General features: G+C 60.1%; 16 protein-coding genes. 1 reads left to right on the top strand and 15 read right to left on the bottom strand.

Annotation, left to right across the window (positions count from 1 at the left end):
• Positions 1 to 420: 420 nt before the first annotated feature.
• The 13 genes from ABVT36_RS09565 to ABVT36_RS09505 all read right to left on the bottom strand — a co-directional run bounded on the left by ABVT36_RS09565 (position 421) and on the right by ABVT36_RS09505 (position 11117).
• Positions 421 to 1272: a hypothetical protein gene (locus tag ABVT36_RS09565; RefSeq protein WP_368456371.1), complete on the bottom strand. Its 852-nt coding sequence runs from the start codon at positions 1270 to 1272 to the stop codon at positions 421 to 423.
• Positions 1273 to 1720: 448 nt separating this feature from the next.
• Positions 1721 to 2350 carry a GTP cyclohydrolase II gene (gene ribA / locus ABVT36_RS09560; protein WP_368456370.1) on the bottom strand — a complete coding sequence of 210 codons (630 nt, stop codon included), beginning with the start codon at positions 2348 to 2350 and terminating at the stop codon, positions 1721 to 1723.
• Between the two features lie 16 nt (positions 2351 to 2366).
• Positions 2367 to 3002 (bottom strand): TIGR02281 family clan AA aspartic protease, encoded by a 636-nt coding sequence (locus ABVT36_RS09555; protein WP_368456369.1) that lies wholly within the window; start codon positions 3000 to 3002, stop codon positions 2367 to 2369.
• A gap of 16 nt (positions 3003 to 3018) precedes the next feature.
• Entirely contained in the window at positions 3019 to 3498 is a 480-nt protein-coding gene (locus tag ABVT36_RS09550) for a phosphatidylglycerophosphatase A (protein WP_367151076.1), read from the bottom strand.
• Positions 3498 to 4469, bottom strand: coding sequence for a thiamine-phosphate kinase (gene thiL, locus ABVT36_RS09545; protein WP_368456368.1), 972 nt, complete (start codon positions 4467 to 4469; stop codon positions 3498 to 3500). Before thiL ends, ABVT36_RS09550 begins: the two co-directional genes overlap by 1 nt.
• Positions 4450 to 4920, bottom strand: coding sequence for a transcription antitermination factor NusB (nusB, locus tag ABVT36_RS09540; protein WP_367151072.1), 471 nt, complete (start codon positions 4918 to 4920; stop codon positions 4450 to 4452). The genes thiL and nusB overlap by 20 nt, the downstream gene beginning before the upstream one ends.
• Before the next feature lie 31 nt (positions 4921 to 4951).
• The gene (ribE, locus tag ABVT36_RS09535) at positions 4952 to 5422 is read right to left on the bottom strand and encodes a 6,7-dimethyl-8-ribityllumazine synthase (RefSeq protein ID WP_367151070.1); all 471 of its coding nucleotides are present in this window, start codon (positions 5420 to 5422) and stop codon (positions 4952 to 4954) included.
• 13 nt (positions 5423 to 5435) lie between these two features.
• Positions 5436 to 6551, bottom strand: coding sequence for a bifunctional 3,4-dihydroxy-2-butanone-4-phosphate synthase/GTP cyclohydrolase II (ribBA, locus tag ABVT36_RS09530; RefSeq protein WP_368456367.1), 1116 nt, complete (start codon positions 6549 to 6551; stop codon positions 5436 to 5438).
• Positions 6552 to 6599: 48 nt separating this feature from the next.
• Positions 6600 to 7265, bottom strand: a complete 666-nt coding sequence (locus ABVT36_RS09525; RefSeq protein ID WP_368456365.1) for a riboflavin synthase — start codon at positions 7263 to 7265, stop codon at positions 6600 to 6602.
• 11 nt (positions 7266 to 7276) lie between these two features.
• Entirely contained in the window at positions 7277 to 8410 is a 1134-nt protein-coding gene (ribD, locus tag ABVT36_RS09520; RefSeq protein ID WP_368456364.1) for a bifunctional diaminohydroxyphosphoribosylaminopyrimidine deaminase/5-amino-6-(5-phosphoribosylamino)uracil reductase RibD, read from the bottom strand.
• Positions 8407 to 8874, bottom strand: coding sequence for a transcriptional regulator NrdR (nrdR, locus tag ABVT36_RS09515; protein WP_368456363.1), 468 nt, complete (start codon positions 8872 to 8874; stop codon positions 8407 to 8409). Before nrdR ends, ribD begins: the two co-directional genes overlap by 4 nt.
• A gap of 120 nt (positions 8875 to 8994) precedes the next feature.
• Positions 8995 to 10263: a serine hydroxymethyltransferase gene (gene glyA / locus ABVT36_RS09510; RefSeq protein ID WP_368456362.1), complete on the bottom strand. Its 1269-nt coding sequence runs from the start codon at positions 10261 to 10263 to the stop codon at positions 8995 to 8997.
• A gap of 356 nt (positions 10264 to 10619) precedes the next feature.
• Complete coding sequence (locus ABVT36_RS09505; RefSeq protein WP_367151062.1) at positions 10620 to 11117, bottom strand: outer membrane beta-barrel protein; 498 nt, start codon at positions 11115 to 11117, stop codon at positions 10620 to 10622.
• A gap of 310 nt (positions 11118 to 11427) precedes the next feature.
• On the opposite strand from ABVT36_RS09505, the gene ABVT36_RS09500 reads away from it, so the two are divergent.
• Complete coding sequence (locus ABVT36_RS09500; RefSeq protein WP_368456361.1) at positions 11428 to 11841, top strand: STAS/SEC14 domain-containing protein; 414 nt, start codon at positions 11428 to 11430, stop codon at positions 11839 to 11841.
• 49 nt (positions 11842 to 11890) lie between these two features.
• Here the strand turns inward: ABVT36_RS09500 and fnr are convergent, their stop codons facing one another.
• Together fnr and hemN are read right to left on the bottom strand one after the other, a co-directional pair.
• Positions 11891 to 12643: a fumarate/nitrate reduction transcriptional regulator Fnr gene (fnr, locus tag ABVT36_RS09495; RefSeq protein WP_367151058.1), complete on the bottom strand. Its 753-nt coding sequence runs from the start codon at positions 12641 to 12643 to the stop codon at positions 11891 to 11893.
• Between the two features lie 76 nt (positions 12644 to 12719).
• Entirely contained in the window at positions 12720 to 14123 is a 1404-nt protein-coding gene (hemN, locus tag ABVT36_RS09490) for an oxygen-independent coproporphyrinogen III oxidase (protein ID WP_368456360.1), read from the bottom strand.
• Between the last annotated feature and the right edge of the window lie 333 nt (positions 14124 to 14456).

Raw genomic sequence — 14456 nt, 5'->3', positions numbered from 1 at the left:
TCAAAATAGCCACCGCCTTCCTTTTACAGTAGGCATCACTCCCGATGGTCACTGTATATTCGATAGCAATTATTCTGACCTATCCAGATACAACAGACGGGCCGGAGTAGCTGCGCCGGGTGATGAGGCCCTGGCCGGCGGGGAGATCCCTCTGCCGGGTCAGGTCGCCACTCCAGTCGCTCTGGTGGTGGCTGCCATTTACTACAATCCCATTATTTCAGGCCCGTCCTACGGGACATTGCATCGAGCCCACCCGCTGCATTGCGTTTGAAAAGCAACCGGGCTTCCTGTGCGGCAGCGACTTACTGGCGAACTCGACGCCAAACCTGAGACTGCACCGAATTAATTCGCGGCTCCTTAACGCCTGAGAAGACACGCGGGCTTTTGACATCACTCTTACAGTGTCTATTATATGATTAATTATTTCGATCTAAGTTTTTCAATAATCTGCGCATCCACCCACATTATTTCAAAATCTGGAGGAACACAACGGCGACAATAAATAAGATATTTTCCGTCCGGCGTTACGTACCCTCCACCGTCCTCACCATCCGTGTTTATCTTTTCTCCGAAGTTAATGGCTGCACCCCATGAACCATCTTCCTGCCGAAAACTGATATACATATCACTATCACCGTACCCACCGTCTCTTTCACTATCCCAAATTATGTAAGATTCATCCGGAGCAATGAAGGGGTGAGCAGTCCATTTACCAGTATTTATCACTTCACTAAAGGGTCTTGGCGCTTCCCGCTTTCCGTTTACCAGTCGTGAATATCGCAGAATACCATCTCCGTTTGTACCCACCTCATCAAAAACATAGGTTCCTTTTAACGAAGCCGTAAGGCGCATGATGCGGAAGTCTTCAAACAGAGGGCCAAGGCTCTTTAACTCTGACCAACCGTCACCGATGCGCTCCCTAAATTGTTTGCCATTATGCATAGTCTTCCCATCAGGTGAGATAAAGCCTCCCCAGGGCACTATTGACTCATGCCATCGATTATTGTTGGATTTAAAAACAACATTCGACGATTTTCCACTATTGTTGTTTCTCCTACCAAAGTAGTACTCCTTCATGTCGGGTGTGAAGCTACCGCCCCAATCACGATATTCTGTTGAGACACTAGGCGCGAAAACTTCAGGGATCAAGCCAGGGGGCTTTTGTCCAATATAAGGGCCTTCTAGAACTGCAAGTTCTTCTTGACTAAAACTTTTGCCACTTATAACTAGAGTAGAGAGCAACAGGATAATTGATTTACAAACATCTTTCATAGTTCATCCTTATTTTCATATGGCGTGGTTTAACAAGTCATCAGTTTATTTGAAACCAACCTATAAACTTCTGACGTCCTTATGACTTTCAGATGATTTTTTTCTCATAGTGATGATCAACTCACTAGCAGGTTGTTGAAAAAGGCATTCTGCCTGTTTCAAAACACGAAAAGTGAAAAGTGTGGTTTTCACTTTTCTACCAAAATCAACGACTTAGGCGTCGTCGATTTTACCGAAACGTCCATATTCCGGTACTAGGCGAATATAACGCCCAAAGCACCGCGGCGACGCTTGCCGCGTCCGCTGACTTTGTCGCCAGACAAGAAACGTCTCAATAGGCGTAAAAAACCAGCTCAGTGGCCGGTTTGGATGGGTCAGTAGGCCGCCACCACACCCGCAGTGACAATGGGAGAAAGTAACCGCTTTCACAAGCGAGTTTAAAGCGCGCTCAATCTCCATCCTTGGAGCTATCGGGCCCAGAATCCTGGTCCTCCTGTAACCAGTGCCCCAGCTTGCCCTTTTTCGTCGACAGATACTCGATATTGTGGGGATTGCGGCCTGTCTCATGGGGCAAACGCTCCACCACTGCAATACCGAGATCCTGTAACGCCTTCACTTTGCGCGGGTTGTTGGTCATCAGGCGCATGGACGTGATTCGCAGGTGGGTCAGCATGGCCCGCAAAATAGAGTAGTCGCGCATATCGGCACCGAAACCCAGTTGCTCGTTGGCCTCCACGGTGTCGGCGCCGCAATCCTGCAGGTGATAGGCGCGGATCTTGTTCAACAGGCCTATACCCCGCCCCTCCTGGCGCAGATAGAAAATTGCACCGCGCCCCTCCATGGCGACACGGTGCAGGGCGTGCTGAAGCTGAGCGCCACAGTCGCAGCGCAGGGAAAAGAGTGCGTCTCCGGTGAGACACTCGGAGTGAATGCGGGCCAGTACCGGGGCGTCGGTATCCAGGTCCCCCATGGTGAGCACCAGGTGCTCCTTGCCGGAGTCGGTGTCTTCAAAGCCGTGCACTGCAAACATGCCCCAGGAAGTGGGCAGTTTGGAGGACTCCACATAGCGAATGGTCAAGCTGTTACCTCTTCAGTCAATGGCGCGCGCGCAGTATTAGCATTCCCTGCTGTTGCTCCATGTCCACCCGGCTGAGAAAACTGTTACCCAACAGCACAATGCCGGGAAAGTCGTCAGTGTGCACAGTGGCATCCACATTATCGAGTTTGATACCGCCGATGGTGACGCTGCGCAACCGGATGCGATAGGCATCGGCGATACCATTGGCGGTGGAAACCCGGATGGGCTCTGCCCGCTCCAAATTAAGTCCCAGGCGCCGGGCGGTGGGATAGTTGAAGGCCATACTGGTGGCACCCGTATCCACCAGCACCGATACGCGACGGCCGTTGACCCAGGCACTGGTACTGTAGTGGCCGCGGCTGTCCGGCAACAACCGCACTTCCGCGCGGCTGTTGCGCGCGTAGCTGGCGGCGACCGGCGCATCGAGGGTGAGTTTGCGCTCACGGCCGTCAACCAGCACCCGGGCGTAACTGCTGGTGGCCTCCACCAGTTCGACCCCCTCGGGGGATTTCTGCCCCGCCTTCAGCAGGCGCTGGCGGCCGTCCACCTGCAGCAGGGCACTGCCATCGAACAACCCCTTCAACTGTACCTGCTGCGCGGCCAGGGGCAGAGGGATCAGGCACAGCCAGCACAGAAACAGGCGGGATATCATTGCGGTCTCCTAGGCCCTAGGCTACCCAGAGGGCGGTGAGCTGCAGCACCAGCGCTGCGTAGCCAGCTGCCAGTATATCGTCCAGCATGACGCCCCAACCACCGCGCACCTGGCGGTCGGCCCAGCGGATGGGCTGCGGCTTGGCGATATCGAACAGGCGAAACAGCAAAAATCCATACAGTGCCCAGCCCCAGCCGGCCGGGGCCATAAACATGGTGAGCCAGTAACCCACCATTTCATCCCAGACTATGCCGCCGTGATCGTGCACCCCCAGTGCCCGGGACGCCGCACCGCAGAGGTAACAGCCCAGCAGTGCCGCCGCAACCACTATGGCCAGATACCAGGCGGGTGGCAGGCTCTGCAACAGCCACCAGAAAGGAACCGCCATCAGGGTGCCGGCGGTGCCCGGCGCTCTGGGCGACAGGCCGGAACCAAAGCCGAACGCCAGCAGCAGAGTAGGGCTGCGCAACACTTGTCGTAGAGTAGGCTGAGTCATCACTGAAAATGCCGGTAGCCACTTTGTTTGCAATGCCAGGGGCGCCCCTCCAGCCGGCAGCGCACCGGCTCTCCGTCGCCCCGGCGGTCAGTCACCCAGCCTATGTGCACCGGTTCGAAACCGGCCGCAGCGCAGCGCCGGTACAGCTCTTCGGTGCGGGCTTTGGGCAGGGTAAAACACAGCTGGTAATCGTCTCCGCCCGTGGCCGCCAGTGCCAGCGCCTCCTCCCCCGCCAGCCGCCGGGCCAGCTCAGCGACCGGCAGTGTCTCCAGCGCCAGTTCCGCGCCGACACCGCTGGCGCGACAGAGGTGTCCGAGATCCGCCAGGAGTCCGTCGGAGATGTCGATGGCGCTGTGGGCCAGATCGCCGACTATAGCGGCGAGGGCCAGTTGCGGTGCCGGCCGGTAGTAGGCGTCGCACACCTGGTGGGACTCGGCCTCACTGACCCGGCGCTGCCCCAGAATCACCGGCAAGGCGGCCGCCGCCGCGCCCAATGGCCCTCCGACAAATATATCGTCACCGGGTGCGGCGCCGTCGCGCCGCAGCGGCTGTTGTGCACTGCCGGTCACCTGCACGGTGATCGACAATGGCCCGGCGGTGGTATCGCCACCCACCAGTGAAATATCGAATTCAGCGGCGGTCTCCAGCAGGCCGGCGGCAAAGCCCTGCAACCAGGCGGCGTCGCTGCGGGGCAGGGTCAGCGCCAGGGTAAACCAGAGGGGTCGGGCGTTCATGGCCGCCAGATCGCTGAGGTTGACTCGCAGGGCCCGCTCGGCAATCAGTTCCGGGGGGGCCTGGCGGGGGAAGTGAACCCCCTCCACCAGGGTGTCGACACTGGTGGCCAGCAGGCCCTCGGCGGGGGCACTCAACAGGGCGCAGTCATCGCCTATACCCAGCACCACCCCAGGCCCCCGGGGGGCGCGGGCAAAATAGTCGCGGATAATTTCGAATTCACCGGGGTTGGCCTGCACCCTGCTCTCCGCTGTTTCTGGCGGCCGCCACTTCCGCCGCGCGCAAATCCTCGGCGGTTTTGTCCAGGATGCCATTGATAAATTTGAAGGCGTCGGTGGGGCCAAATTTTTTCGCCAGCGCCACGGATTCGTTGATGACTACCTTGTAGGGCACGTCGACACGCTGCTGCAGTTCGTAGGTGGACATGCGCAACAGGGCTCGGGAGACCGGATCCAGATCGTCGATCTGCCGGTCCAGGTGCGGCGCAAAGGCGGCCTCTACCCGATCGAGATTTTTCGCCACCCCGTGGAAGAGATCGCGAAAATACGGCACATCGGTTTTGCTCATATCGTTGTCGGCGTGAAACTCGGCCTCAATTGCATTGAGACTGGCGCCAGCCATCTGCCACTGGTAGAGCGCCTGCATGGCGAAGTGGCGCGCCTTGCGGCGCGCAGATGCGGTCACTGTCATAACCCTGTATCCGATAAACCCTTGCCGCCGGTTAAATCCTGCCCAGCAGGGAAACCATTTCCAGTGCGGTTTGCGCCGCTTCGGCGCCCTTGTTGCCGGCCTTGGTGCCGGAACGCTCCACGGCCTGTTCGATGGAATCCACGGTGAGCACGCCAAAGCTAACCGGGATGCCGCTGTCCAGGGATACCTGGGCCAGCCCCTTGGTGCACTCGCCGGCGACGTATTCAAAATGCGGCGTACCGCCGCGTATGACGGCACCGAGAGCGATAATCGCGTCAAAATTTCCGCTGGCGGCGAGCTTCCTGGCCACCAGCGGCAGTTCAAAGGCTCCCGGCGCATAGCAGATGGTGATCTTCTCTTCCCCGATGCCCTGGCGGCGCAGGGTATCCAGCGCCCCGTCTTTGAGGCTCTCCACTACAAAGCTGTTCCAACGGCTGACCAGCAGTACAAACCTGCCCCGGCTGTTGACGAAATCACCTTCGATTACCTGGATGTCGCTCATTGTCGTGTCCTGCCTAGTTCCAGTCAGCGTTCAGATACTCTTCCACTTCCAGATCGAACCCGGAAATGGCATTGAATTTAAACGGCGCGCTCATGAGGCGCATTTTGCGCACTTTGAGATCGCGCAGAATCTGGGAGCCGGTACCCACCTGCTTGTACACCAGCGCCTGGCTGGGGCGCTGCTGTTTGCCGCTGATCAGCCAGTCGATGCTCTCTTCGATCTCTTCGGTGGTCTCGTTGTGGCAGATAAGCACCACTACTCCCTTGCCCTCCTCGGCCACCCGCTGCATGGCGCGGCGAAAGGTCCAGGGGATAAATTCTTCGTCGCCGCGGCGGATGGTCAGCACATCGCGCAGGGTGTTGCCCACATGCACCCTGACCAGGGTAGACTCTTCCGGCGCGGGCGTGCCGAGTACAAAAGCGAAATGACGCTCGCGCCGCGCCTTGTCCAGATAGGTGCGCAGTTTGAACTGGCCGAACTCGGTCTGCACCTGGCGTTCGTTGGTGCACTCGACTGTCTTTTCATTGAGCGCGCGGTAAGTGATAAGGTCGGCGATGGTGCCGACCTTGAGATTGTGGGTGCGGGCAAATTTCTCCAGATCCGGGCGGCGCGCCATGGTGCCGTCCTCATTCATGATCTCGACGATCACCGCCGCCTGCTCGAAGCCGGCCAGACGCGCCAGGTCACAGCCGGCCTCGGTGTGGCCAGCGCGGCTGAGCACACCGCCGGGCTGGGCCATGATCGGGAAAATGTGGCCGGGCTGCACCAGGTCCTGAGGTTTGGCGTTGCGCGCGGCCGCGGCGCGGATGGTGCGGGTGCGGTCGGCAGCGGAGATACCGGTGGTGACCCCCTCGGCAGCCTCGATGGAGACGGTGAAATTGGTACTGAACTGGGCGCCGTTGTCCCGCGACATCAGCGGCAGATCCAACTGCTCGCAGCGCTCCCTGGACATGGGCATGCAGATGAGCCCGCGCGCATGGGTGGCCATGAAATTGATATCTTCGGCGCGCACCTGCTCCGCCGCCATCACCAGGTCGCCCTCGTTCTCGCGGTCCTCGTCATCCATCAGTATGACCATGCGGCCCTGGCGGATATCGTCGATCAATTCTTCAACCGTATTTAATTCCATCGTACTCTCTCGGCTATCCGGGGGTTGCTGCCCCCGTATCGAAATGCGCTAGCGGCCCTTGGAAAAACCGTGCCGGGCCAGTAATTCAACTGTCAGGCCACCACTGTCTGATGTCGCGGCCCTCTCCCCCAGCAGCAGGCGCTCCAGGTAGCGCGCGATCAGGTCCACCTCCAGGTTGACCCGGGTGCCGGCGCTATAATCGCCGATAATGGTCTCCTGCAGGGTGTGCGGCACTATGGTCAGTTCGAACTCGGCGCCATCCACGGCGTTAACGGTGAGGCTGGTGCCGTCCACGGTGATGGAGCCCTTGTGGGCGATATATCTGGCCAGTGTGTCGGGGGCGCGCAGGCGAAAACGCTCCGCCCGCGCCTCGCGCCGGCGCCAGATCACTTCGCCAATGCCGTCTACATGGCCGCTGACAATGTGCCCGCCGAGGCGGGTACTGGGCGTCAGCGCCTTTTCCAGATTGACCCGGTCGCCCAGCTTCCAGCTTGCGACACTGGTGACGTCCAGGGTCTCGGCAGAGACATCGGCCCAGTAACCGTCGCCGGGAAGCTCCACCACCGTGAGGCAGACGCCATTGGTGGCGATGCTGTCCCCGAGCTGCACATCCGACAAATCCAGCCGGCCGGTTTTGACCCGCACCCGCAGGTCACCGCCCTGGGCTCTGAGCTCGGCTATCTCACCGATGGCTGCAATAATTCCAGTAAACATCAGAATCGGCCCTAGCGTTCAATATCCGTGGTGGCGGTAATACGCCAGTCGTGGCCTACCGCGCGCATATCGGTAATGGTTACGGGCAGTACCGAGCCCATGCGCGCGATGGGCAACTCAAACAGCGGCCGCGCACTGCTGCCCAGCAGCTTTGGCGCCATATAGACAATCAACTCGTCCACATGACCGCGATAAAGAAACTCTCCCGACAGAGTGGCGCCGCTTTCTATCAACACCTCGTTGCACTGGCGGCGCGCCAGTTCCCGCAGCAGTGCCGAGAGGTCCACGCGGCCGCCGCCGTCGGCAGGCAGGGTCAGCACTTCGGCACCGGCCCCCTGCAAGCGCTGGCGGCGGGAGGGGTCGGCTTGCTCCGTGGTGCAGATCAATGTGGGGGCATCACCCTGCAAAATAAAGGCGTCCACCGGGGTGCGCAGCTGGCTGTCCACAATCACCCGCAGGGGCTGCACCAGGGCGGCCTCTTCCGCAGCGAGCAGTTCCAGCGCCATCTCATCGGCGCGCACATTCAGATTGGGGTTGTCGAAACGCACGGTTTCGACACCGGTGACAATCGCGCAGCTGCGCGCCCGCAGCCGCTGCACATCGGCCCGGGCCGCCGGACCCGTCACCCATTTCGATTCACCGCTGGCCATGGCGGTGCGCCCATCCAGGCTCATGGCCGATTTGCAGCGCACCATTGGCAGTCCCAGTGTCATGCGCTTGATAAAGCCGGGATTGAGGGCCCGGCACTCTCTCTCCAGCACAGGCCCCTCTACCTCAATACCGGCCTCCCGCAGTTTTTGCAGACCTGAGCCGCTAACAGAGGGATTTGGATCCTCCATACCAAACACCAGCCGCGTCACGCCGGCGGCGACCAGCGCCTCGGCACAGGGGCCGGTCTTGCCCGTATGGCTACAGGGCTCCAGGGTGACGTAGACAGTGGCACCCGCAGCGCGTCCGCCGGCAGCCTCCAGGGCTTCGATCTCGGCGTGGGGCAGGCCGGCGCGGCGGTGCCAGCCCTCCGCCAGAATCGCACCGGCAGCATCGGCGATAACACAGCCGACCCGGGGATTGGGCATGGTGGTGTACAGCCCCCGCTGCGCCAACTGTACGGCGCGAGCCATAAGGGACTCCGCTGTGGGGGTCATCTGATCTCCGACGGCTTGCGGGTCAGGCGCTCGATTTCCCTTCCGAAGTCACTGACGTCCTCGAAACGGCGATAGACCGAGGCGAAGCGCACATAGGCTACCTGGTCCAGTTCGCGCAGCTGCTCCATCACCAGCTGGCCGATGGCCCTGGCGGGCAGCTCGCGCTCGCCGGCGGCCCGCAATGAATGCTTGATATGCGCCACCGCCGTCTCCACCTGCTCGGTGCTGACCGGGCGCTTTTCCACCGCCCTCTGGATACCGGCGCGGAGTTTTTTCTCGTCAAAGGATTCGCGCTTGCCATTCTGCTTGATGACCCGCGGCAGCAACAGCTCTGCGGTCTCAAACGTGGTGAAGCGTTCGCGGCAGCCCAGGCATTCGCGCCGGCGGCGCACCTGGTCGCCCTCCGCGACCAGCCGGGAATCGACCACCTTGGTATCCTCTGCGCCGCAGAAAGGGCAGTGCATGGAGCTGTGTCCCTGTATCAAAATAGACCGCAGTCTACCACAGCCATTGCACTGGGACCGCGGCCCGGACAGGCCGATACAAACCGCAACCCGGCAAACCGGGCGGCGGTTCAATGTCGATCAGTCGCTTTTATACACCGGAAACTGCGCGCAGATATCCAGTACTTTTTCTTTCACCTCGGCAATGGTCGCCTCTGCATCCTTCTTTTCCAGCGCATCCAAAACATCACAGATCCAGTGGGTGAGCTGACGGGTTTCGTCCACACCAAAACCGCGGGTGGTGATGGCCGGTGTGCCCACGCGCAGGCCACTGGTGATGAACGGCGAGCGGGGGTCGTTGGGTACCGCGTTCTTGTTCACGGTGATATTGGCCCTGCCCAGGGCTTCATCCGCATCCTTGCCGGTGTATTCCTTGCCAATCAGATCCACCAGCATCAGGTGGTCGTCGGTACCTCCGGACACGATGTTGATGCCCCGATCGAGAAAGGTATCCGCCATGGCGCGGGCATTCTGTACCACGGCCTTCTGGTAGGCCTTGAATTCCGTACCCATCGCCTCTTTGAAGGAGACCGCCTTGGCGGCGATGACATGCATCAGTGGGCCGCCCTGACCGCCGGGAAATACGGCGCTGTTGAGTTTCTTTTCAATCTCTTCGTTGGCGCGCGCCAGGATGATACCGCCGCGCGGACCGCGCAGTGTTTTGTGGGTGGTAGAGGTCACCACATCCGCATGGGGAAGGGGGGACGGGTATTCACCCGCTGCCACCAGACCCGCCACATGGGCCATATCCACCAGCAGATAGGCGCCGACCCGGTCGGCGATGGCGCGGAAACGGGCCCAGTCCATCACGCGGCTATAGGCGGAAAAGCCCGCCACCACCATCTTTGGCCGGTGCTCCAGCGCCAGCCGCTCCACCTCTTCATAATCCACTTCGCCGGTATCCGGATTCAAACCGTACTGCACCGCCTTGTAGATCTTGCCGGAGAAGTTCACCCGCGCGCCGTGGGTCAGGTGACCGCCGTGGGCAAGGCTCATGCCCAGGACTGTATCCCCGGGCGCGCACAGCGCCTGGTAGACAGCGGCGTTGGCCTGGGAACCGGAATGGGGCTGCACATTGGCGTAGTCGGCACCAAACAGTTTCTTCGCGCGCTCTATGGCGAGGGTTTCGGCCTTGTCCACATACTCACAGCCACCGTAATAACGCTTGCCCGGGTAGCCTTCCGCATACTTGTTGGTCATGGTGCTGCCCTGAGCCTCCATCACCAACGGGCTGGTGTAGTTCTCGGAGGCAATCAGCTCGATATGCTCTTCCTGGCGGCGGTCTTCTTCCTGGATAGCCTGCCAGATTTCGGGATCGAATGAGGCCAGTGTCACGGACGAATCAAACATGGTATTCCCTCGGTAAAGCGGGTTGCTGGCGGATGCCAAATTCCACGATTTCAACGGTTAATCGGGCATTCAAACAGACCTTACGCGACCTATTTGATCGCTGCCCCACCCCGGCAATTTCGCCAGGTGGCTGGTATGACAGGGGCCGGTGGCGCATTGAGGCGGCCCAGGGCCGCAACTCCGGCGCCGTGGCTACAGTGTAGTGTCGCCACACCCCGCAAGGGCGCGCATTGTACACCAACACGTTGCGGGTTTGGGGGCCGGCTGCGCAGCCCTCTTCGAGGCAGCACTCCGGGGGAATCAGCTCAGCGCCCGGTGGGCCGAAGACATGGGCGGCAGGACGCCGCCCGCAGGGATCAGAAGGATAGCGTCATGCTGCCGGACCAGAAGCCTACGTCCTGCTCAATTACGGTGTATTCCAGCTCCAGATTGGTGTTGGGGCTGATATTGAAACCAACGCCACCGCCGAGGGAAATACCCGTATCGTTGTCACTGGCACTGCCAATACTGACATCTTCGAACAGGAGACCCAGGCGACCCTTGAAATAAATATCGCCGTGGGAGCGGTAGGTGCCGTAGCCTGCCAGCGTCTGGATATCCACATCCGCTGGGCCGCGAAACAGATCTGCTTCACCGCTGACCAGGGAGTTGGTGTACTCGGCTTCAAACCCCCAACCGGACGGGGAAGTGAAACCTCCGCGCAGACCGACATTGAACGGGCTGTCAGCATTCCCCAAGTCGATATCCATTATGCCCGCAGTGACACCCCAGTAGGCACCGCCCTGTTGCGCCATGGCGGCAGCGGAAGTCAGGCTCAGGGCAAGCGCAGCCGCGCCCATTACAAAATTACGCATCATAATCTCCTGTGTTTTGTCGGATAAAATTGCGCGGATTGTAGCGGGCTTCTCAGGCGCCGAACAGCCACGGGTTCACATCAATACCCGGGCGACATAAATCGATTCTACGGGCCGGGCTACGAAATCCATCGACATCACCAAACTCAATGTCAGCCGTTCGGAACCCAAACCCCTTCCGCCTGATCCAAATCAAGCGGGACAACTGCACGGCCGGGACAATTGTTCGGTATAGACTTGGCAACGCTGACCCAGGGGCGGCGGATACTGAACCAGGGAACCTCTGAAATCTGATAGTGGAGAAAGTGATATGCAAGAAGCCAACAGGCACGGTTTATCCATTGGAATTCAACGCACCAATGACAGTGTGTTTCTCTATTTAAAAGCCACCGGCAAACTGACCCACCGGGATTACGAAATCATCGTGCCGATGATCGACCGCGCCCTGGACGCGGTCACTGAGCCAAAAGTAAAAGCACTGTTCGACGCCCGAGAACTGGAGGGCTGGGAACTGCGCGCGGCCTGGGATGATTTCAAGCTGGGGCTAAAGCACGGCAATCAGTTCTCCCGCGCGGCCATCGTCGGCAATCAGCATTGGCTGCGCGCCGCTTCGGCAGTGGCCGGCTGGTTTGTTTCCGCTGAGGTAGAGCTATTCGACTCGCCCGAGCAGGCGGTGTCCTGGCTGGAAAAACCTGTATCGGAAACCGGCGCAGACCCGGGCTAGGGCCTGTTCACACAAAAGGAAAGCCGGGGAAGGCTTTTTCAACGAGCTACTAAAGGTTTACCGCCCGCCCAACGGCGTTCTCATCGCAGACAAAATGCGTACCGGCCAGCTCGCTCAAGGCGATGATGTCGAGAATTTCCACGTCGCGACCGGATACCCGCAGCAACCCATCGCGCTGAAAGGCGGAAAACAAGCGGCTGACGGTCTCCGCCGTTAGGCCCAGGTAATTGGCAATATCCGTCCGCGGCATGGACAGCACGAAGCGGCTGGCGGAATAGCCCCGGCGCGCATAGCGACTGGAGATATTCACCAGCAGCGCGGCCAACCGCACATTGGCCGAGCGCTTGCCCAGCAGTAACAGAATTTCGTTTTCCTGGCGCAGCTCCTCGGAAAAGAGCGCATAGATCTGCTGCTGCAACGCCGGTATCTGTTGCGCCAGCACTTCCAGCTGGGCAAATGGGAAGACGCACACGCTGCTGTCTTCCAGGGCCCGGGCAAAGCTCGGGTGGCAGCGGGTGCTGTAGGCATCCAGCCCCAGCAGTTCGCCGGGCAGGGCGAAGTTGGTCACCTGGACGTCGCCGTCCGCCGACAGCACCGAGCACTTGAAACTGCCGGAGCGGATGGCATAGAGGTTGTGGAAAGGGTCGCCGGCTCGGTACAGGGCCTCCCCCGACTTTACCGTGAGCCTGGCGCCGGTGAGCGCCTCCAATCGCTCCAGGTCCGGCTCGGGCAACCCCGCTGGCAGGCACAGCCGCCTGACCGTACATTCACTGCACTTCACCGCCGCCGAATTTCTCGCCATATCCGCGCCCCTGCCGCCATTACATTCACCAGGCGCCATTGTAACCGCTGAACACTTTTTAGTCGCCATATGCCAGTCAAAGCACCCGGGAATAGCGACCGGTATCCGCCTCACTGTGCAGATAGCTGTCGAACGCAGAGGCGGCGTTGCGGGCGAACCAGCGGCCCTCCTCGGTCAGGTAGAGGGAGTCCGCATCCTGGCGCAACAGGCCGCAGTCGAACATGGGCTGCAGGCGCCGCAGCTCCTCCGCGAACCTCTTCTCAAAGGGCCCACCGGCGCGGTCTGCCAGATCGCTTTTATCCAGGCGCATGCGGCACATCAGCTCCATCACCAGATGCTGGCGCAACCGGTCGTCTTCGCTCAGGGTCCAGCCTCTGTAGGCAGCACTGCCACAGGCGCGAATCCGCTCCACATAGTCCTTCAGGCGGTGGTGATTCTGCCAGTAGCCATCGGCGCTATAACTGATGGCGGAGGCACCCAGGCCGATCAGCGCATCGGCAGGCATCAGGGTATAACCCTGGAAGTTGCGCCTCAGCCTGCCCTCCCGAGCGGCCAGGGCCAACTCGTCGTGCGGAAGAGCAAAATGATCCATGCCCAGGAATTGGTATCCCGCCGCACCCAGCTCTTCCAATGCCGCCAGTTGCATTGTGATCTTTTCCTGTGCCGACGGCATGGCATCGGAATCGATCAGTCGCTGGGCTTTGAACCGAGCGGGCAGATGGGCGTAGTGATAGAGCGCTATGCGGTCTGGGGCCAGCTGCAGCACTTTTTTCACTGTGGCGCGCATGGTGTCGGCACTCTGGTGCGGCAGGCCGTAGACCAGGTCGTAGGAAATGGATCCAAATCCACAGGCCCGCGCGGCCTGGGTCAGGTTCGCCACCGAGCGTTCGTCACAGACCCGGTTGATCGCCTGCTGAACCCGCGGATCGAAATCCTGTACACCCATACTCAGGCGGTTAAAGCCCAGCTCGCGCAGGGTTTCGAGGGTCTCCGGATCCAGGGTGCGGGGGTCCGCCTCAACACTGTACTCGACTTGGCCCGGAGGATGCAGGTTGAACACTTCCGCCAATCCGGAGACCAGCCGGCGCAGGTCGGCATCGGTCAGGAAGGTGGGCGTTCCACCGCCCAGATGCAACTGGATAACGGGCAGGTCCGCCACCTTGTCGCGGTACCAGTGCGCCTCTTCCAGCAATCGGTCTATGTAGCTGGACACCAGCCCGTACTGCTGGGTAATCACCTTATTGCAGGCGCAGAAGTAGCACAGGGAGCGGCAAAAGGGGATATGCACATAGAGCGACAGACTGGTACTACCGCGCAGAGCCCGCCAGGGTTCTGCGGGCGAGTTGCCGGCCTCCAGGGGCAAAAACCGGTCCGCAGTGGGATAAGAGGTATAGCGGGGACAGGGGCCGGCGAAGCGGTTGAGCATTTCGACGGACAGGGCGCCGGCACCGTCTTGCGGGCAGGCGTCAACTCGGGCCATAGGGCAACCTCATGCAGCGAATGGTCGCGGCGAGAGTAAACGACCAGCCGCAACACCCGCTTGATCCACATCAATCTCCGTATCGGTCATCGGGACTCGGTAGCAGGACTCTGACTACGCCATAGGGCCCATGGGCGAAACCCTTTGGGCGACTCTCCTCCCTTGATTGACTTTCTCGCCAAATCTCTCGCAGGCCGGCTTCACCAACAGGCTGGCTATATATTAACCACAAAAAACAGGCGCCAGTTAAATTAATAAAATTTCACAACAAATTGGTTTTTTTTAAAAAAAAATAACGCTTAAACGATTTAAGGCGGGATATTTCCCCCGCCA

The sequence above is a fragment of the Microbulbifer sp. TYP-18 genome (genome assembly GCF_040932045.1).
Lineage (GTDB): Bacteria > Pseudomonadota > Gammaproteobacteria > Pseudomonadales > Cellvibrionaceae > Microbulbifer.
Note: the sequence above shows the minus strand (reverse complement) of the source record. Positions and strands in the feature narration are given on the sequence as shown.